Annotated in this window: 19 protein-coding genes; 9 read left to right on the plus strand and 10 right to left on the minus strand. The window is 38.4% G+C overall.

Features of this window, described 5'->3' with window-relative positions; translation table 11 throughout:
- The first annotated feature begins 612 nt into the window (after positions 1–612).
- The 3 genes from IX38_RS18045 (at position 613) to chrH (ending at position 2668) form a co-directional block, all read left to right on the plus strand.
- Positions 613–1029, plus strand: a complete 417-nt coding sequence (locus IX38_RS18045) for a nucleoside-diphosphate kinase (RefSeq protein WP_034707297.1) — start codon at positions 613–615, stop codon at positions 1027–1029.
- Between the two features lie 329 nt (positions 1030–1358).
- Positions 1359–1571 (plus strand): MNIO class RiPP chryseobasin precursor ChrA, encoded by a 213-nt coding sequence (chrA, locus tag IX38_RS18050; protein ID WP_034707298.1) that lies wholly within the window; start codon positions 1359–1361, stop codon positions 1569–1571.
- 2 nt (positions 1572–1573) lie between these two features.
- The gene (chrH, locus tag IX38_RS18055) at positions 1574–2668 is read left to right on the plus strand and encodes an MNIO family chryseobactin maturase (protein ID WP_051884865.1); all 1095 of its coding nucleotides are present in this window, start codon (positions 1574–1576) and stop codon (positions 2666–2668) included.
- A gap of 259 nt (positions 2669–2927) precedes the next feature.
- On the opposite strand, the gene rpe is transcribed toward chrH, so the two are convergent.
- Positions 2928–3578 carry a ribulose-phosphate 3-epimerase gene (gene rpe / locus IX38_RS18060; RefSeq protein ID WP_034707300.1) on the minus strand — a complete coding sequence of 217 codons (651 nt, stop codon included), beginning with the start codon at positions 3576–3578 and terminating at the stop codon, positions 2928–2930.
- A 124-nt stretch (positions 3579–3702) separates the two neighbouring features.
- Complete coding sequence (chrP, locus tag IX38_RS18065) at positions 3703–4776, minus strand: chryseobasin maturation metalloprotease ChrP (protein ID WP_034707301.1); 1074 nt, start codon at positions 4774–4776, stop codon at positions 3703–3705.
- Between the two features lie 51 nt (positions 4777–4827).
- Here chrP and IX38_RS18070 point away from each other — a divergent pair, with 51 nt between their 5' ends.
- A complete protein-coding gene (locus IX38_RS18070; protein ID WP_034707303.1) occupies positions 4828–5532 on the plus strand; it encodes a DUF4294 domain-containing protein in 705 nt (234 codons plus the stop codon).
- Between the two features lie 22 nt (positions 5533–5554).
- Here IX38_RS18070 and IX38_RS18075 read toward each other — a convergent pair whose 3' ends face one another.
- Entirely contained in the window at positions 5555–5971 is a 417-nt protein-coding gene (locus IX38_RS18075; RefSeq protein WP_034707304.1) for an NUDIX domain-containing protein, read from the minus strand.
- A gap of 97 nt (positions 5972–6068) precedes the next feature.
- Positions 6069–6767 (minus strand): tRNA (5-methylaminomethyl-2-thiouridine)(34)-methyltransferase MnmD, encoded by a 699-nt coding sequence (gene mnmD, locus IX38_RS18080; RefSeq protein WP_034707306.1) that lies wholly within the window; start codon positions 6765–6767, stop codon positions 6069–6071.
- 85 nt (positions 6768–6852) lie between these two features.
- Here mnmD and IX38_RS18085 point away from each other — a divergent pair, with 85 nt between their 5' ends.
- The 5 genes from IX38_RS18085 to IX38_RS18105 all read left to right on the plus strand — a co-directional run bounded on the left by IX38_RS18085 (position 6853) and on the right by IX38_RS18105 (position 12715).
- Positions 6853–7926 (plus strand): branched-chain amino acid aminotransferase, encoded by a 1074-nt coding sequence (locus IX38_RS18085; RefSeq protein WP_034707307.1) that lies wholly within the window; start codon positions 6853–6855, stop codon positions 7924–7926.
- A 104-nt stretch (positions 7927–8030) separates the two neighbouring features.
- Positions 8031–9311 (plus strand): spondin domain-containing protein, encoded by a 1281-nt coding sequence (locus IX38_RS18090; RefSeq protein WP_034707308.1) that lies wholly within the window; start codon positions 8031–8033, stop codon positions 9309–9311.
- 426 nt (positions 9312–9737) lie between these two features.
- Complete coding sequence (locus IX38_RS18095) at positions 9738–10250, plus strand: FKBP-type peptidyl-prolyl cis-trans isomerase (protein WP_034707309.1); 513 nt, start codon at positions 9738–9740, stop codon at positions 10248–10250.
- Between the two features lie 54 nt (positions 10251–10304).
- Positions 10305–11372 carry a peptidylprolyl isomerase gene (locus IX38_RS18100; protein WP_117585915.1) on the plus strand — a complete coding sequence of 356 codons (1068 nt, stop codon included), beginning with the start codon at positions 10305–10307 and terminating at the stop codon, positions 11370–11372.
- A 161-nt stretch (positions 11373–11533) separates the two neighbouring features.
- Positions 11534–12715 carry a retropepsin-like aspartic protease gene (locus tag IX38_RS18105; protein ID WP_034707312.1) on the plus strand — a complete coding sequence of 394 codons (1182 nt, stop codon included), beginning with the start codon at positions 11534–11536 and terminating at the stop codon, positions 12713–12715.
- 185 nt (positions 12716–12900) lie between these two features.
- Here the strand turns inward: IX38_RS18105 and IX38_RS18110 are convergent, their stop codons facing one another.
- From IX38_RS18110 to IX38_RS18135, 6 genes are all read right to left on the minus strand, one after another.
- Positions 12901–13164, minus strand: coding sequence for a hypothetical protein (locus IX38_RS18110; RefSeq protein ID WP_131368712.1), 264 nt, complete (start codon positions 13162–13164; stop codon positions 12901–12903).
- A gap of 761 nt (positions 13165–13925) precedes the next feature.
- Positions 13926–15284: a M20/M25/M40 family metallo-hydrolase gene (locus IX38_RS18115; RefSeq protein ID WP_051884866.1), complete on the minus strand. Its 1359-nt coding sequence runs from the start codon at positions 15282–15284 to the stop codon at positions 13926–13928.
- A 2-nt stretch (positions 15285–15286) separates the two neighbouring features.
- On the minus strand, positions 15287–16645 hold the full coding sequence (locus IX38_RS18120) for a M28 family peptidase (RefSeq protein WP_034707315.1): 1359 nt from the start codon (positions 16643–16645) through the stop codon (positions 15287–15289).
- A gap of 1 nt (position 16646) precedes the next feature.
- Positions 16647–18050: a M28 family peptidase gene (locus tag IX38_RS18125; RefSeq protein WP_034707316.1), complete on the minus strand. Its 1404-nt coding sequence runs from the start codon at positions 18048–18050 to the stop codon at positions 16647–16649.
- A gap of 55 nt (positions 18051–18105) precedes the next feature.
- Positions 18106–19350: a DUF1015 domain-containing protein gene (locus tag IX38_RS18130; protein ID WP_034707317.1), complete on the minus strand. Its 1245-nt coding sequence runs from the start codon at positions 19348–19350 to the stop codon at positions 18106–18108.
- A gap of 3 nt (positions 19351–19353) precedes the next feature.
- The gene (locus tag IX38_RS18135) at positions 19354–20319 is read right to left on the minus strand and encodes a D-2-hydroxyacid dehydrogenase (protein ID WP_034707318.1); all 966 of its coding nucleotides are present in this window, start codon (positions 20317–20319) and stop codon (positions 19354–19356) included.
- Between the last annotated feature and the right edge of the window lie 64 nt (positions 20320–20383).

The raw sequence follows: 20383 nt of genomic DNA on the forward strand, positions 1-20383 counted from the left end.
AGATAAAATCTTTGCGCCTTAAAAGGTCTTTTATAATATAATTTGCGCCTTTGCAATTAACCAACTTATAAAATATAAGTTTAAACAGATTTAATATTAAACTAAATAATATAAACTGAAATCTTACTTCATATAAAATTGTAGGTTTTTTTTGAGATCAACCTCCAAATATTTTTTGAACAATATTCTACTCTAAAGAAAAAATACTTCTGTTTTTACAATAACTCCACTTTTTGTCCTAATTATTTTTCTCATTTGTCAGCATTTTTGGAAATTTTAATTCATGGATAAAAAATATCAAAAAATTAATTTATTTCATTGATTGAAGTAGAAGCAATAACGTATTAATATGATTTTAAAGAGTTTTAAAAATTGTCAAATCCTTAATAAAATGTTTGATTTTTTGCAAATAAAAAACCCAGCCGAAGCTGGGTAAAAACTAATAACCATGAAAACTCAAATTAAACATGAGAATCGTAATAGAATTAACAATTACTGTGCCAAAACTTTTTCTCCATTTCTTAATAAAAGTTATTTTTATGTTAAAAAAAAATTAAAATAAAAATCAGAGATATTTTTTGTAATTTTGCGGCATTAAAAAAATATACATTTATGTCTAACATTACATTCACTATGATTAAGCCTGATGCAGTAGCAGACGGACATATCGGTGCTATATTAGGAAAGATCGCAGAAGGAGGTTTTAAGATCAAAGCATTAAAATTAACTCAGCTTACGGTTGCTGATGCAAAAAAATTCTATGAAGTACACGCTGAAAGACCATTTTATGGTGAGTTGGTAGAATTCATGAGTTCAGGTCCTATCGTTGCTGCTGTTTTAGAAAAAGACAATGCTGTAGAAGACTTCAGAACATTGATCGGTTCTACAAATCCTGCGGATGCAGCAGAAGGTACGATCAGAAAAATGTTTGCAAGAAGTATCGGTGAAAATGCAGTTCACGGTTCAGATTCTGACGAGAACGCTCTTATCGAGGCTCAGTTCCATTTTTCAGGAAGAGAGATTTTCTAATAAATTTCCCCAAAAAATATTAAAACCAGAGAACTTTCTCTGGTTTTTTTGTGCCAAAATAGCTCGATGTATCTGATTCTAAACTGTTTATATTCATGCCAACCTTTCCACAGGTTTATCTTCCAATAAACAAACAGTTCTCCTGAAATGAGATATTTTTGGTTTAACTCCACAACTTTAATTTTTTCAGATAATGTCTTTAAATTGCATATTGAATATTAAATAGATGAGTAAACTTTATATTTGAAAAAGATCCTTCAATAAATTGTTGTATTTTTAGCATCATCATAAATGGAATACTTATTGTAAGTTCCATTGAAAAATACATTATGAAAATTCCAGCATTGGTAATGGCCAGTTTATTGGCTGTAAGCGTATCCGGACAGACTACAAAGCCTGTAAAAAAAGTAAAGAAGCCGGTAAGCAAAATTAAGAAGACAGAATCTCCGAAATCTGTAAAAACCGCAGAAACAAAGTTTGTTCCTAAGAAAGATACTATTCTCAGAGGTAGCGGTAACTGCCCGGCTTGTGGAATGGGGTAGTTATGAGTAAACCACTCCTGGGATTATCCATGATGCCGGAAGCAGATTTTGTTTCCGCCATACTTCCTCTTCTGCAAAATAATTCAGTAGATGTATTGGAATGGTCTTTCGATACATTTTATGATACACAGGAACCGGAATGGCTTTCCGGACTTCTCGATTTTTATGCAGAAAACGGCAGGCTTCTGGGGCACGGTGTTTACTATTCACTTTTTGATGCAAGATGGACTGAGAGACAGGAAGGCTGGATTGAAAAATTAAAAGAAGAATTCAGACACAGAAAATACAATCATATTACCGAGCATTTCGGATTTATGAATACCGAAAATTTTCATCAGGGTGTTCCTTTACCCGTTCCGCTTCATTCTAAAACACTTCAGATAGGGAAAAACAGGCTCAGAAGACTTCAGGATGCTGTAGAAATTCCTGTAGGAGTAGAAAATCTGGCCTTTTCATTTTCCATAAATGATGTAAAAGAGCAGGGCGAATTTCTGGATAAGCTCATAGAAGATATCGACGGTTTCCTTATCCTGGATCTTCATAACATCTATTGCCAGTCCTGTAATTTTGAAATCAATATGCAGGAAATCATCAGGCTGTATCCACTTGAAAAAGTTAAAGAAATTCATCTTTCGGGTGGAAGCTGGCAGGAGAGCGCTTACGGGGAAAAAACGGTAAGGAGAGATACTCATGATGACAGTATTCCTGATGAAATATTAAATATACTTCCGGAAGTTTTATCCCGATGCCATAATCTTGAATATGTCATTATTGAAAGGCTGGGCCATACATTAAATTCAGAAGCAAAAAAACAGGCTTTTTTTGATGATTTCAATCGTGTAAAAGAAATTATTGAGATTTCAGATCCTTTCACCGGAAATAAAAAGGTCTGGAATAAAAAGAACGGACAATATTCAGAACCTGTTGAAGATCTGCTGTTGCATAATGAACAGACGAAGCTGACCAAAATGCTGTTTGAAGGAGATAGTATTCAATCTGTTAAAAATAAGCCGTTTCATTATTTTAAACCTGGAAAATGGGATGAAGAAATGATTACAGCCGCGCAGCAAATTATCAAAAAATGGAATCCCTACTGATTTTTTTGTTGGATACCACCAATCAAACGGAGAGCAGCCGGTTTGATCTTTTTGCTGATTGCGTATAAATACTTAATGAAATATTCAGTATTTATACGGATACGCCATATATAATTTAACTGTAAATTTACATCAGAAAATACATAAGGAATCTTAAGTATGACTACAAAAAAAAACTAATAACCACATAAGCTCAAATTCTGCAAGAAGAAAGGCAGCCGTTAACGGCTGCCTTTTTGTATTTAACTTGAAAAATTGTTTAGATTTTTAAAAGCTCGATCGTTCTTTCCGGGTTCTCTGCTGAGAAAACTGCATTTCCGGCCACAAGAACATCTGCCCCCGCTTCGAAAAGCTTTGAAGCATTATCAAGATTAACCCCGCCGTCAATTTCGATAAGTGCTGTGGAGTTGTTGCTCAGGATAAGATCTTTAGTCTCTGCAATCTTTTTGTATGTATTTTTAATAAATTTCTGTCCTCCGAATCCTGGATTTACACTCATTAAAAGAACAAGATCCACATCAGCGATAATATCTTCAAGCATCAGTACCGGAGTGGAAGGATTCAGAACGACACCAGCCTTTGCCCCTCTGCTCTGAATGTGGTGAATTGTTCTGTGAAGATGGGTACATGCTTCATAATGCACGGAAATAAGGTCTGCACCGTGATCAATAAATTCATCCACATATTTTTCAGGTTCTAGAATCATCAGGTGTACATCTACAAATTTTTTAGCATGCTGCTGTACAGTTTTCATCACAGGAAAGCCGAATGAAATGTTGGGTACAAATCTCCCGTCCATCACATCGATGTGGAGCCAGTCTGCCTGGGAGTTGTTCAGCATTTCAATGTCTCTTTGCAGATTCCCGAAGTCTGCGGCTAAAAGGGATGGAGCAATAAGCTTCGTTTTCATTTTTACTTTATATTAGATATTTAGAGTCAAGAACCAGGAGCCAAGATAGGATCAGCTGGTATTAATTACCTTTTGTCTCCTATTTTTCAGCGTCTTGAATCTTGTGTCTTGCATCTTGATTCTCTTAATGATACTTCAGTTTCATTTCCGGTTTAATCTTCAGAAGTGTTTCGTAGATCAGCCGGATCACATTGCCTACATCTTCTTTAGACACCATTTCTACTGTGGTATGCATGTAGCGCAAAGGTAAGGAAATTAATGCACTCGGTACTCCGCCGTTGGAATGAGCGAAAGCATCCGTATCTGTTCCGGTTGCTCTGCTTGCTGCAGCTCTTTGAAAAGGAATTTTTTTAGCCTTTGCCGTATCAATGATCAGTTCTCTGATGGTGTGATGAATGCTTGGTGCAAAGAACACTACAGGGCCGTCACCACATTTCTGGTCACCCTCTTTTTTCTTTTCGATCATCGGGGTGGTGGTATCATGGGTAACGTCTGTAACGATGGCGATATTTGGTTTGATGGTATCGGCGATCATATCTGCCCCGTAAAGCCCAACCTCTTCCTGTACGGAATTCGTGATATACAACCCGAAAGGAATTGTTTTCTTATTTTCCTTTAAAAGTCTTGCCACCTCTGCGATCATAAAGCCTCCGATCCTGTTATCTAATGCTCTGCAGACAAAATATCGGTCATTCATTTCAAAGAATTCGTCAGGGTAGGTGATCATGCATCCCACATAGATCCCCATTTCCTCAACCTCTGTCTTGGAAATAGCTCCACAGTCGATAAAGATATTTTCAATTTTCGGGGTGGGTTCATTTTGGTTGGATCTGGTGTGAATGGCGGGCCATCCGAATACGCCTTTTACGATTCCCTTTTCACCATGGATATGGACAACTTTTGAAGGAGCGATCGTCTGATCTGAGCCCCCGTTTCTGATCACGTAGATCAATCCGTCATCCGTAATGTAATTCACGTACCAAGAGATCTCGTCAGCATGAGCTTCAATCACTACTTTAAATTCAGCATCGGGATTGATTATCCCATAGCATGTTCCATAATGATCCACTTCTATTTTGTCTACATAAGGTCTGATGTAATCCATCCAGATTTCCTGGCCTCTGTGCTCGTAACCTGTTGGTGAAGAAGTGTTTAGGTATTTTTCTAAAAATTTCAAAGATTTCTTTTCAAATTTCATAAAAGGGAATGATTTTTGCGGGTAATTTTTGTTATTATAAGTGTAAAAATAATGAATTTTAGTAAGATTGTCTGCCTTTTTATCTTCTTTTTTGGAGTCAGTGTTTTTGGTCAGAAGGATTCTATCATTGCAAAACCTCTCAATCAATATCCTGCTGAATCTTTAAAAACTGATGAGTTCGGTAATAAGTACTATTACGACGAACGTCAAAAAGTAAAGATTTATGAAATTAACGGGGAACCTGTGGTGGTGCTGGATGAGCTGGTTCTGGTTAATAAACCGCGTTTTAATAATCAGCTGGATAAAAATTACTATTACTTCCTCAATAAAAAGCTGAACAGGGTTTACCCGCTGTTTCTCACTGCACTTGAGCAGTACAGAGGAATCCAGGCGGATATGACAGATATGGACAGCAAAGCCAAAAGGAAATTTATAAAAGAAAGACAGAATATGCTTGCAGATCAATATGAAAAGCAGCTTAGAGATCTTACCACAACGGAAGGCCAGGTTTTTGCCAAACTGATGAACAGAGCAACCGGAAAAAACGTTTACGAGATCATTAAAGAGATGAGGGGCGGATGGAGCGCTTTCTGGTGGAATGTAAAAGGCAAGATGGCAGATATAGATCTGAAAGACCAATATAATCCACACAAAAACAGAACAGACGAGTTTATAGAGTCCCTGCTTCAGTCCAATTGGAATTCAGGCTATTTACAGCCTTATCCCGGAGCCGCAGATTTTAAAATCAAAAAATAATATACAATTCCTGTAAAATAGTTTACAGGAATTTTTCTTTTAATTTATCAAAAACAATTTTATCTACCGGAAGCGGAAAAGGATTATCCGGTCTGTCGATGTCGATCCACTCTGTCTTCTCGATGCACGGATCTAGGATCAGGAAATCTTCCTCAGTAGTAATGTTGACTATATAATATATGGTAAGAAGCTGTTCGTTTTCTCTGAAACGGGAAACCAGGAAATCTTCCTGCGTATAAAAATGCTCTACGATTTCTATCTTTACATTTAACTCTTCATCAAATTCGCGGTGAAGACATTCCAGAAGCCCTTCCCCAAATTCAAGGCCTCCGCCCGGAAATTTCATTAAAGGTTCACCGGCATATTCTTCAAACAGGGTCAGTACTTTTTTATCCTTTACTGCGCACGCATATACTCTGATGTTGATCTTATCAATCATATATAATATTTTGTATAGCTAAAATAAGGAATTAAGTGGAAAGAGCAAAAGGATGAAAAGGTAAGTTTGCAGGTTCAGTCCCGGATTTTCTAAACTTTTAATCGTCTCCGTTTCTTTCGTCTTCCATCTTCACTGCATTTATCATCTCTCTCTTTCCCGGAGGCCCCTGCTTTTTTTCTACCTTAAAATTCAGTTCCTGGAGAATTCTTCTTACGCTTCCTTTAGAGGAATAGGTTGTTAATAATCCGTTAACGGACATTTTGTCGGAAACCATTTCAAACAGTGGTTTTTCCCAAAGATCAGGCTGCACCCTTGCACCAAAACAGTCGAAATAAACAAGGTTTATTTTCGGTAAGTCTATGTCTTTCAGGTCGAAGAAGTCGCATTCTATCTTTTTCAGGTTAAATCCCGTAATGATTTCAGTGGATTTTCCCCATTCAGCCTGATGAATTTTTTGATAAATATTTTTGAATTCCGGGTTATCAAAATGCTCAAAATAGGCCAGATCATTAATTTCAGATTCATTTATGGGATATTTTTCAAGGGAAAAATAATGGATGACATGATTTTTGTCAGTTTTTAAATATTCATTAATTGTTACTAAAACATTCAAACCTGTTCCAAAACCGAGTTCTAAAATATTAATTTCGCAATCATTTAGCTGATTGAGTCCGTTTTTAATAAACACATGTTCTGCTTCCTGAAGCGCTCCGTGGTGTGAATGGTAGTTTTCATTTAATTCATTGATAAACAATGTTTTGCTACCATCATTTGTGGTCTTAATTTCTCTTTTCAAGCTATTTTTTTGTCAAATTTACTCTAAAATTTTTATATTTAGAAAATTATGTTAAATTTGTAGAACATCGTAAAAATTTTTAAAAATGATAATTCAAAAAACTGAAAACTCCAGACTTTCGGACTTTGATCCGGACAATTTTTCATTTGGAAATACTTTTATCGACCATATGGTTATATGTGAGTATGAAAATGGAAAATGGGGTGATGTGAAATTGGTGCCGTATGGTCCAATACCATTTACACCAGCCATGATGGGTGTAAATTACGGACAAGCTTGTTTTGAAGGTATGAAAGCTTATAAAGACAAAGACGGGCAGGTTTTCCTTTTCAGGCCAGAAAAGAATTTTGAACGTATCAATAAATCAGCGAAACGTCTGGCAATGCCTGAAGTAACTGAGGAAATGTTTTTGGACGGATTAAAAGCTTTAGTGGATATCGACAGAAACTGGATCCCTCAGGGAGAAGGAATGTCATTATATATCAGACCATTGATTTTTGCTACAGAGGAAGCTTTGAAAGCAAGAGTTGCCAATAAATATATGTTCGCGATCGTTGCAACGCCAGCGAAAAGTTATTATTCGGAACCGGTTTCTGTGAAAATTTCAGATCATTATTCAAGAGCCGCTAGCGGAGGAGTAGGTTCTGCTAAAGCAGCAGGGAATTATGCCGCTTCTTTCTATCCTACACAGCTTGCTATCGAAGAAGGGTATGAGCAGATCATCTGGACTGATGATTCAACTCACGAATATTTTGAAGAAAGCGGAACAATGAACGTATTTGTAAGAATTAACGATACGATTTATACACCGCCGACCTCTGAAAAAATCCTTGACGGAGTAACAAGAGACAGCTTCATCCAGCTTGCCAAAAAAAGAGGAATAGAAATAAAAATAGAGCCCGTAGCTGTGAAAACAGTTATAGAAGCTCAGAAGAACGGAACCCTGAAAGAAGTTTGGGGAGTGGGAACAGCTGTTGTAACTACCATATTCCAGGCTTTGGGATATCAGGGCGAAAAGCTTGAGCTTCCAAAACTGTCTGATGAGGAAAGCTTTGCAGCTATTCTTAAGAAGGATCTTACAGATCTGCAGAACAACCTTAGCGAAGATCCTTTCGGATGGAGAGTGGCGGTTGAAAAAAATGTTCTGGAAACTGTTTAATTTAACATTATTTGATTCAATAATAGGACCGGCCGAATAAATTTCTGCCGGTTTTTTTATTTTCTCGCCAATTATTGGTAATTTTTCACAAAATTTAGAATACTATGCAATTCGTAAAGTTCAGATTATCTCTTGGCCTGCTTTCTCTTATCAGTCTTTTAGCTGTTTCATCATGCGACAAAGACAATGACGGGGAGATGGCGGTAAACGATACAGCTACTATAACCGTAGAAAATGTAATTGAAGGCAAAGCACTGACGCAATTCGGGACTTTCCAAAATGCGGGATCGTCACCCGTTATTAATCCGGGAGAATCGGCCTCTTTCACATTTTATGCAGGGAAAGGCCAGGCAATAAGCTTTGCTGCAATGTATGGAAACAGTAACGATTTATTTTTTGCCCCGGCCAACCCCGGAATAAAACTGTATCAGGATAATGGTGATCCGGTAACGGGAAATGTTTCTTCACAGATAAGGCTTTGGGATAACGGAACACGTGTCAATCAGGCTACTGGCCCTGCTGTTACGCACCCTGGCTCAGCAGAATCTCCTCAAAATAATATTGCTGAAATTACATTAGCTGTTCCTGCGTCACAATTGCTTAAAGCTGAGCTCACTCATGAAGGCGGAACCAGGTTCACTCTGAAATTAACCAATACTTCCGGCGGTACAGCCAATGAAACACCGATCAGTGCAGGAGTCTGGGCTGTTTCTCATATTTCAGGAACAACACTTGTAAGAGAAGATCCTATTTTTTCACCGGGAAAACTATCCGCCAATGGATTAACAGATCTTGCTGAAACTGGAAAGACAACACCTCTCGAACAATACCTCACGGGTATCACAGGGCCTAATTCTGCATTTTCACCTGTATTGGTCGTAGTATACAATGGTAATGATAATCCGATCTTTAAAACAGGGGAGAATGACCGTGGGCAAGGCTTAAAGGAACTTTCCCAGCAGGGAAATGCCGATGTTTTGGCCGCTTTTCTTAAAACAAAACCCGGAGTAAAAGAAGTTTTTGTTCTTAAGGCCCCGGCTACAACTGTTTTGCAACCAAGAATAAACGGTAACGACGGCGGTAAAGTTTCCCATACGATATCTGCCCGCAAAGGGGACCGTATTGCACTGGCAATGATGTACGCACAGTCCAACGACTGGTTTATTGCTGCTGTAAATAATGGGGTAGACGGCTCTACCAGAGGCGATATTTCTTCAATTATGGGGCTTTTTGACAGTGGAACCCTCGAAAGTTCTTTTCCGGGTGCTCATATCGTATCTGAGCCGGCGCAGGCTGAAAGCCAGCCGGTACAGCAGCTTGCCAACCCGAATCAGTTCAATACACTTCCCTCACTTCCACAGATGATTAAAGTGACTATTCAATAGTATCTGAATATCAATATAATAATAGTCACCTCTTTATGGGGTGATTTTTTGTTTTATATAGGGTATAGGTCATCAGGTAGCATTTAAATCAGTAAGATTAGCTTAAGCTGATAAAGACAGTTAAGAGAAAATCAAATGATATTAAGCAATACCACTAAAGCGAAGCTCACCTTAATATTCTTAAAAACTTAAAATCCTTAATGGTTCAAAACTTCTCTAAAGCTTGTATAATTTGTGGGAGAAAATAATTCCCACGATTTCACAGATTGCACAGAATTTTATTTTCAAAATCTTTGAATCTTTGAATTTTTAAATCTTTAAACATCCTATAACACTATTCACCAAAAATACTTCATGATTATCTGCTAAATTTTTTGAAACCTATTGGACAATATTTCTACGAAATGCGTATTTTCGCAAAAGTTTATGAAAAAATTACTCTTCATATCAGCAGTAAGCCTGTTAAGCTGCAACCGGAAAGCACCTACAGCACATCCTCCCGTTGGCGGAGTGCTGAGCCAGAGAGATCTGGATGTTTCCAAGGAAAGGATGAGAAATCTGAATACCATAGAACGGGGCCAGATCCAGGATTGGATCAGTGGCCAGTCTGTGAAGTATTATCCTACACAGCTTAATTACTGGGTAAATGTTGAAGGTTTTGATCAAAGGACAAGAAGGGCGGATAATACGCCGGTCTCTTATTCTTATGTTCTGTATGATTTTGATGAGACCAGGATCTATGATCAGCCTTTTGAAAGAAGAGATGCCAGATTCGGGCATTTTAACGAACTGAAAGCGATAGAGAATGCTTTGCGTTTTATACATGATGGAGAGGAAATAACGCTTTTGGTACCTTCTTCACTGGCCTACGGAACCTTTGGAGACGAAAAGAATATAGACAACGATATACCATTGATCATAAAATTAAAAGCTCTATAAATAATGAAATTGTTTAACAAGAATATAATTCTGGCAGCGGCAAGTATCTCGCTGATGAGTTGTACCCCAATCTATAAAAAAATGAACGTAGACAAAGAAACTTACGAAGGTCTTCATGACGGACTTTATGCAAATCTTCAGACTTCTAAAGGAAACCTGATCGTGCAGTTCGAAGACAAAAAAGCACCAGTAACTGTAGCCAATTTTATCGGTCTTGCAGAAGGAAAAATAGATAACAAAGCTAAAGGGAAAGGAGTTCCTTATTATGACGGAACTATTTTTCACAGAGTGATCAAGGATTTCATGATTCAGGGGGGTGATCCTCAGGGAACAGGAATGGGAGATCCCGGATATAAATTCGAGGACGAGAAAAACGACCTTAAGCATACAGAAAAAGGGATCCTTTCTATGGCGAATTCAGGACCTAACACAAACGGTTCCCAGTTCTTCATCACTGAAGTAGCTACCCCTTGGCTGGACGGAAGACACACGATCTTCGGAAGAGTGATTAAAGGTAACGATGTAATTGATGCAATCGCTAACGTAGAAAAAGGAGCTCAGGACAAACCTAAAACAGATATCGTTTTAGAAAAAGTTTCTGTTTTCAGCAAAGGTGATGAATACAAAAACTACGATGCAGCAAAAACTTTCAACGAAGGAAAAGCTAAGATCGCAGAAAACAACAAAGCGTACATCGCTAAAGAAGAAGCAGACAGAAAGAAAAAAGAAGAGGAATTCAAAGCTAATCAGGATAAAATGGTTGAAAACCTTAAAGCAGGAATGCAGAAAACCGAATCCGGATTATATTACAAGATCACCAAAACAGTTGCAGGTGCAAAAGCTCCTAAATCTGGTGACAACGTATCTGTACACTATGCAGGTAAATTAATCGACGGGACAGAATTCGATTCTTCATTCAAAAGAAATGAGCCAATCGAAATTCCAATCGGAATGGGAAGAGTGATCAAAGGATGGGACGAAGGTATCCTGTTGCTTAAAGAAGGCGAAACCGCTACCTTATTGATCCCGCCGGCAATGGCTTACGGAGAAAGAGGAGCAGGAGGTGTTATCCCGCCAAACGCATGGTTGATCTTCGATGTTGAGCTTGTGAAAGTACAGTAATTGAAAATTCAAGATATTTTGAAAGCCGTCCGTGAGGATGGCTTTTTTCCTTTAAATCCATATCCTATCATAAAATAAGTTGATAGAAAAATTGAGATTAGAAGGGGAAACACATATTTTTTGTTTAGTGTAAATTCCCTACTTTCGTGTAAATTATCCACATGAAAAAAATTCTCTACACTCTTCTCATATTTTCCACAACCACCATTTCCGCCCAGGGAAAGAAATTTTTCAAAAACGGAGAAGTACAGCTGCAGAATCCCGTAGAAAAAATCAACCTGAGATATTCCAATAATATGCCTTTTGTACAGGTAAGTATCAATGGGAAACCTTATAACTTTCTGTTTGATACAGGTGCGCCAACAGTAATTTCTACGGCAGTATATACAGAGCTGGGACTTGAGAAAAAACATACGGGTAAAGTAAAGGACTCACAGAAAAATAAGCAGGAACAGATTTTTACGGTTTTACCGGAAATGACCATTGATAGAGCAGTTTTCAAAGATGTAGGAGCTATTGTGATGGATTTTAGCGTTTCTGAGCTTAGCTGTTTCAAGATCGACGGTATCATTGGAGCGAATCAAATGGCCAAGCTTTTCTGGAAAATCAATTATGCGGAAAACTCACTCGAAGCTTCAAAGGATCTTGCCGCGTTTAATCCAGCAGATTATGATATTGTGATTCCTTTCAGCCCGAGAATACAAAAGACACCCGTTATAGAAATCGAACTGCAGGGAAAAAAAATGGCCCTTACCTTCGATACCGGATTTTCGGGAAGATTAAAGATCGCAGACAACGCATATGATATCCAAAAAGCATCAAGCAGTATAGAAGTCTATGGAACGAGCTCTGTTGGGGCTTTTGGGGCCGGAAAACCTGCGCCGGGACATATTTTCAGGACCGCTGATCTGTCATTAGGCAACAAAAATTTTTCAAATGAGATAATCGCCACGGGAAATGCAAACCTTATCGGGAATGATTTCTTTAAAAATTTTGTTTTCGTCCTCGACTGGTCAGCAAACATGATCTACATGAAACGGATCAATAATGAGCCTGCCAGACTTGAATCTTTCGGCTTCGGATACCGTTTTATAGATGAAAAGCCTACGGTTACCTTTGTGTTCCGGGAAGAAAATTACCCATTGAAGGTGGGAGATGCAATTATCAGTATCAATAACGTTGATCTGGATCATCTCGACAAAGACAGCGCCTGTCATTATTTTCTCAATAGAGTAGAGAACGGGCAGAGTGCAATTGATCTTAAGATCAGGAGAGACGGGAAGGAAATGCAGGTAAGGGTGGAGAAGAAAGAGTTTTTAGGAATTAATAGTTTGAGTGCCTGAGAATAGAGAGTCTGAGAGCGTTGTAAGGAAGAAGTTTTTGAAGTGTAAAAATATCTTGTTTTTCTAAGAATTTATGTGAACTTCTTCTCATACTCTTGCTGACTGTTTTAATTTGAAATTAAAAGACCAATGAAAAAAGCCGTTCAAGTGTATTGAACGGCTTTCTGGTAAAGTAAAAATTAAAGTTATACGTTTCTTGATTTCTTCCTCAAATAGGAAGAATTCATTTTTCCGGCAAGGGAACTGATAAATACAATTCCAAAGCCGATATAGGCCGCAAAAGCGGTCAGGTATACTATTAAACTGTTAAACTCTGGTTTTGAGGCATACACAAAATACACCAGCACGGAAAAAACAGCAAAACTAAGCAGGAGCATCAGGCTCCAGATATTCATTTTTGCGGCATCTTCATTTCTCTTAAAAATCATTTCAAAAAAGTCTCTCATCATAATCACTTTTTAAGGGTTATACATCTGTTTTCCGTTCTCCAATAGAACGGTCCGGAATTATTCCGTTATAAAATAAATAGCACACGGATCATAGTTAAACTTGGCTAAGGTTATGATCTTATGGCCGTTAATTTGTTCTGCATCAGGGTATGCTTTAAGCTGCCCAGAAAATTTAATTAAAAAAGCAGTATTGAATCCCGGAAGGGACTCATGAGCTTTATGACACCGTACACAATCATCATCGTAAGTGGAATTGATAAGAGGATTATCTCTTCCGTTGTATACGGCATCTAAAGAAAAAGGATCACAAATATATATGCAACCTTAATCCGGCTCAGCGGAAACTGAATATCCCGCGGTAACCTTTCTCATCGTTTGTGCCTAAATAATTTTTTTTCAATGAATTAACTTGCGAATTTCATGCCAAAGTGAATTTTCTTACTTGTTTTTGTTTTTAATTAACTTTAAGTTTGGTAATTTATCTAAATAACAGGCACATACTTCAGTGATGATATATCTTCATGCTTGGAAATAAAGGGTATTGAATTTCAAAAAGCTAATAAAAATCTGCAGGATTTTCAACAACAACTATTAAACACAAAAAAATCAACAAGTCAATTCTACGAAGTATATAAAGAACAAACGGGAAGCTTGTCCATTAGCCTCGTAAAATCAACTTGTTGACGAAACCTTTGATCCTGAAAGTCAAAGATATTTTTATATAAACCTTTACTTTAGATTAAAAAAATTAAATTAAAGTATTACCAGCTCTTATCAATCATATAAATAAGCTGCGTCATAGCTGCGGCGCCCAACAGAAGCTCTCGTCTGTTTACCTTATCAAATGTATCTTCTTCCGTATGGTGGATGTCGAAATACCTCTGGGAATCCGGCACAAGTTCTGCCGTAGGAACGCCCATATCGTGAAGAGGATAAATGTCCGTTCCCGAATATTTTCCTTCAAAATTGTAAACTCCATATGGGAAAAATAAACCTGCCCAGCTCTTGATCTGGTTTCTCTTCTCATCATCCATTTCCAGGGAGATTCCTCTTGGAGCAAAGCCTCCTGCATCGGATTCTATGGCAAAAAGATGTTTTTCATTCTTCTCTTTAGCCGTTTTTCCATACTGGATGCCGCCTTTTACGCCGTTTTCTTCATTAGCAAAACAGACTACCCTGATGGTATGATTATTTTTAATTCCCAATTTTTTGAAAGTTCTCAAAACCTCAATGCTCTGCACAATTCCGGCACCATCGTCGTGAGCACCTTCACCAACATCCCATGAATCCAGGTGTCCTCCGACCACGATCACGCTTTGGTCTTTTTTACCGGTAATTTCGCCAATAACAGAGTGGGAGAGCTTTTCGCCTTTCATGCCACAGTTGGAATTCAGCTTTGCAGTAATTTTTTGATTTTTTAAAAGAGCTTCAAGTTCGTTTGCCGTTGTAGTACCGATAGCTATGGCCGGAATTTTTGAAACCTTGTCTTCATAGCGCATGGCTCCTGTGTGCGGAACATCGTCAAAGGCTGAAGATAAGGATCTGACAATCGCAAATTTCCCACCTTTTTTAGCGGTTAACGAAGCAGCGGTTGTTCTGTATTTCGCTGCATCACTATAGCCTTTAAATGTTTCTACAAAAGACTGACTGAAAGGATAGTTAAAGAACACAATCTTATCCTTTACTTGATCTGCGGGAAGCTTTTCATATTCCTCCATGGATTTTACGATAATGATCTCACCGGAAACATCTTTTCCGCCTGTACCTTCAGAATTTCCGAGCGAAAGCATTTTAAGATTTTTCCATTGTCCGTCTGCTGTTTTAATCTGAAGAGATTCTTTTCCCCGGGTCCAGACCGGAACCATCACTTCCTGTAGCCATACTTTATCTGCTCCTGCATCGCGAAGCTTCTGTTCTGCCCATTTTACGGCCTTTTCGTAAGCTTCTGAACCGCTGAGACGATGACCTATGTTTTGGGTTAAATCCCTTAATTCTGTATAGCTTTTTCCGTTGTTCAGTATTTCTTTGGAAATCTTGCTGAACTGTATAGAATCTTCTTTAGACTGTCCAAAAACAGCCATTCCTAAGAATAATAATGAAGTTCCGATTATCTTTTTCATGTTTACCAGTTTTTATCGATCATATAAATAAGTTGTGTCATTACCGTTGCACCGAGAAGGAGTTCTCTTCGGTTGACTTTTTCAAAAGTATCTTCTTCTGTGTGGTGAATATCAAAATAACGTTGCGGATCTGGAACCAGTTCTGCGGTGGGAACAGCCATTTCGTGCAGCGGGGCAATATCTGAGCCCGAATATTTTTCTTCAAAGTTATAAACTCCATAAGGAAGGAAGAGGCTCGCCCAGCTTTGGATTTGTTTTCTGCTCTTATCATCCATTTCCAGCGAAATTCCTCTTGGTGAAAAACCGCCTGCATCCGATTCTATGGCGAAGAGATGCTTCTCATTCTTCTCTTTAGCCGTTTTTCCATACTGGATGCCGCCTTTCGTTCCGTTTTCTTCATTGGCAAAACATACAGCCCGGATGGTATGATTATTTTTAATTCCCAGCTTTTTAAAAGTTCTCAGCACTTCAATGCTCTGAACAATTCCGGAACCGTCGTCATGGGCACCTTCGCCTACATCCCAGGAATCCAGATGTCCTCCTACGACAATTACGCTCTGGTCTTTTTTACCGGTAATTTCACCAATGACAGAGTGGGAAAGTTTCCCCCCTTTCATGCCGCAGTTGGAATTGAGCTTTGCGGTAATTTTTTTGGTTTTCAATAATGTTTCCAGTTCGTCTGCTGTCGTGTTACCGATAGTCACGGCTGGTACCTTAGAAATGTTGTCATCATACCGCATGTTACCCGTATGAGGAACATCGTCAAACGCCGAAGACAAAGATCGGACGACTGCAAACTTTCCACCTTTCCGGGCTGTTAAATTGGCTGCGGACCTTCTGTATGCTCCAGCTTCCCGGTATGAAAGAAAGGTTTGCACATTTGACTGATTAAAAGGGTAGTTAAAGAACACGATCTTATCCTTTACTTGATCTGCCGGAAGCCTGTCATATTCCTCTAAAGATCTTACCATAATAATCTCTCCGGAGATATCTTTTCCGCCTGTTCCTTCAGAATTTCCGAGAGAAAGCATTTTCAGTTTCCTCCATTGGCTATCTGCTGTTTTAATCTGTAGGCTTTCTTTTCCTCTTACCCAGACCGGAATCATGACCTCCTGTAGCCATACTTTATCGGCACCTGCTTCACGGAGTTTTTGTTCCGCCCACTTTACGGATTTTTCATAAGCTTCGGTACCGCTTAACCGATTTCCAATGTTTTTGGTAAGGTCCTTTAATTCATTATAGCTTTTTCCATTATTGAGTATTTCCGTAGAAATTCTACTGAACTGTAGTGAATCTTCCCCAGACTGCCCGAAAACAGCCATGCTTACCATTAAAAGTGAAAAAGTGACGGGTTTTTTCATTTTACCAGTTTTTATCGATCATAAAAATAAGCTGGGCCATCGCGGCAGCACCTAGCAATAGTTCTCTTTTGTTCACTTTGTCGAAAGTATCTTGTTCAGAGTGGTGGTAATCGAAGTATCTTTGTGTATCTACAACCAATTCGGCTAAAGGAATATCTAATTTTTTCAAGGGAGAAATATCCTGAATGGCTTCAGTTTGATCAAAATCATAGACGCCATAGGGAAGGAAATAATTTTTCCATTCAAAGACCTGTCTTCGTCTTTGTGGCGGCATATCTAAGGAAAATCCTCTTGGTGAATATCCTCCTGCATCTGTTCCTAAAGCAAAAACATGCTTTTCCTGTTTCTTTTTCACATAGGCTGCATACATTTCACGTCCTTGTCCTCCGTTTTCGCTGTTCGCATATAAAACAACTCTTATGGTATGATTATTTTCGATACCAAGAGCTTTGAATGTTCTTAAAACTTCAATGCATTGTGCAACACCGGTTCCGTCATCAATAGCACCTTCACCGAAATCCCATGAGTCTAATTGAGCTCCTAAAACAATCACTTTAGAATCTTTTTTACCCTGAATTTCAGCAATAATATTCGGATTGGTAGTGTCGCCTTTTGATTGCGCAGTCATATTTAGTCTGGCGGTAACTTTTTGATTTTTTAATAATTTTTCCAATTCATCAGCGGATCTTACTCCAATGGACAGGGCAGGAATTCTTATTTTGTCATCGGGTTCGTAATACACCATTTTTGCGTGTGGTGTATCGTCCATAGCTGTTGTTAAAGATCTTATAATTAAAGCTTTTGCTCCTGTTTTAGCAATCACGGAAGCGGAAATTAATTTAGATTTTGCGGTCATTAAATAAGAATCATTTGTATTAATAATCTTCGGATCCATCGGAAGATTTACGAAAACGATTTTATCTTTCAATTGTCCGACCGACATCGCATTAAGCTCAGAAGTTGATTTGATTAAAACAATTTCGCCTGTAAGATCTTTCCCGCCTGTTCCCTCAGAATTCCCGAAAGACAGCATTCTGATATTTTTCCAATCTCCATTCGCCGTTTTTATTTGTAAAGATTCTCTTCCCCTTATCCAGACCGGAGCTTTAGCTTCCATTCTCCAGATCATTTCAATACCAATAGATTTGAGTTTTTTTTCTGCCCATTCCACGGCTTTTATATAGCCGGAAGTTGCACTGAAACGCGGGCCGATACCTTTGGTAAGCTCACCCAGATTTTCATAGGCTGTACCGTTGGTCATCACTTCGTCGGAGATTCTCCTGAATTCATCTTGGTAGTTGAATTTGGCCACGGTTGCCTTTTTTGCAGGCTTTTTCTGTGGCTTTTTCTGAGAAAATAAAAATCCACTCAAAAAGAGTGGAAGTATAATGAAGATTTTTTTCATTTTTTTATTGACCTTTCTTTTCCGATGCTAAAAGTAGGGAAAAATTAGGAATTTATTAAGGTTTCATGTCGTACATTAACAGTGCTGTAACCAATTTCGGTTCTATAAATGTACATTTTGGAGGCATGCTGAGCTTAAGGTCGGAAATTTTTATCATATCGTTGAAACTCACCGGATAGATTCCGAAACCTACTTTTCCTTCACCGCCGTCTATTTTTTCCTTTAAAACGTTGATTCCCTCAAGGTTTGAAGTGCCTTTCACATAGGAAATCTTTTCAGAGCTGTCAGAGTTTTCTATTTTCAGTATATTTTTGAAAATATATTTGTCTAAAAGATGATGATCAAGATTATCCAGGGACATTTCGGTTGAACGCAGGTCATGCTTTACGTGAAGCGAGTAGAACCTGCCATCCAGATACATTGAAATGTGAAATTTCTGTGAAGGGAAATAAGATGTCTCGCCCTTTTCGTGGATCAGGAAATATTGATCCAGTTCTTTTATAAATTCCTCGCTGGAAAGCCCGTTAAGGTCCGTTAATATCCTGTTGTAATCGTGAATTTTTATCGATTGGTTGGATACGATAAAGCTGTATACAAAGTTATACGCTTCAGTACCGTTATGTTTTTTATTCTTCTCTTTATGATACTTCGCGTTCAATGCAGTAGATCCTATTCTGTGGTGGCCGTCTGCAATGTAAAAAGAGTCAATCTGGTCGATCACTTCTTTGAACTGCTGAAGCTTCAGACGGTTGTCTATTCTCCATATTTTATGCCTGATCCCGATAGAATCGATATGGTTGAAGATAGGAACATTCTTCTCTTCATGATTCATCAGAAGCTCTATTTTAGAATTGGAAGGATAGGTAAGAAGCACCGGTTCAGCCTGAAGATTTACCTTTTCCAGATAATGAGCCAGCTTTTCTTTTTTCTGAGGAATGGTACTTTCATGCCTTTTGATCTTTCCGTTCCAGAAATCTTCAATACTCGCTAATCCGAGCAAACCTCTGAAAATCTGTTTATTGGGGTAGATCTGCTCATAAAGATAGTAGGATGAACTGTCCTGAACCAGTTTTTTTTCGTCCAGAAGCTCTTCAAATGTTGAACGGATCTTCCTTAAATTCCGGTCAATATCTTTAGATTTACTTACAACATAAGGTTTAATCATGTTGATGTAAGTATTTTCCACTTGAGCTTTCTCTGCAATTTCCTCTTGAGTGAAATTGTCCAGCGGATGGGTAGGAAAAGTGCTCTCAAAATCTTTATGAGGTCTTATTCCACGGAAAGGTTTAAAAACAGGCATATTTTATCTTATGGTTTCTTTTTGTAGCTTAATAATCTGTTCTGCAAGTTCTGCACCGATTTTCTCCTGTGCATCTACAGTATTTCCGCCCACATGAGGAGAAAGGGATAGCGCAGGATTCATCAGTAAAGGAAGTTCCGGAGTAGGTTCGTTTTCAAATACGTCCAGTGCGGCTCCCGCTACTTTTTCAGATTCGATGAAATCAATAAGAGCTACTTCATTGATTACGCCTCCTCTCGCAGTATTCACTATGTAGACTCCGTCTTTCATTTTTTCAAACTGAGGCGTGTCTATAATATATTCATTCGTTTTTGGAGTATTGATGCTGATGAAGTCTGTGTCTTTAAGAAATGCATCCATATCGTTGGTAGAAGTGATCTCAAAATTCAGACTCTGTCCGTCGAAAAAGTCCAGGGTAAGAACTCTTGTCTTTGGATTTTTTGTCAGTACCTTGATTTTCATTCCTAATGCTATTCCTATTTTCACGACTTCCTGCCCGATACTTCCGAAGCCAATCACTCCAAGTGTTTTTCCTGAAAGTTCATATGCTTTGCTGAATGACTTTTTCATGGCTTCGAAATGGGTTTCTCCCTCCAGCGGCATCAGCCGGTTCGATTCATGAAGGAATCTTGCGAGTGCGAAAAAGTGCCCAAAAACAAGCTCAGCAACTGATTTTGAAGAAGCTGTCGGGGTATTGATCACTTTTATGCCTTTGCTTTTAGCATATTCTACATCAATATTGTCCATTCCTATTCCTCCACGTCCGATGATCTTCAGACCTGGGCAGGCATCAATCACGTCCTGTCTTACTTTCGTTGCGCTTCTCACCAAAAGAATATCTACGTTATTTTCATTAATAAAACTGATAACGTGATTCTGGGCCACTCTGTTGGGCAGAACTTCAAATCCTGCTTCTGTAAGGGCCAGCTCTCCTGTTTTTGAGATTCCATCGTTTGCTAAAACTTTCATGCGTTATTTAGATTTAAAGATTGAAAAATTCAGGTATTTAAAAATTTTAAATCGGGTCGCAAAT

It is taken from the genome of Chryseobacterium luteum (assembly GCF_000737785.1).
Lineage (GTDB): Bacteria > Bacteroidota > Bacteroidia > Flavobacteriales > Weeksellaceae > Chryseobacterium > Chryseobacterium luteum.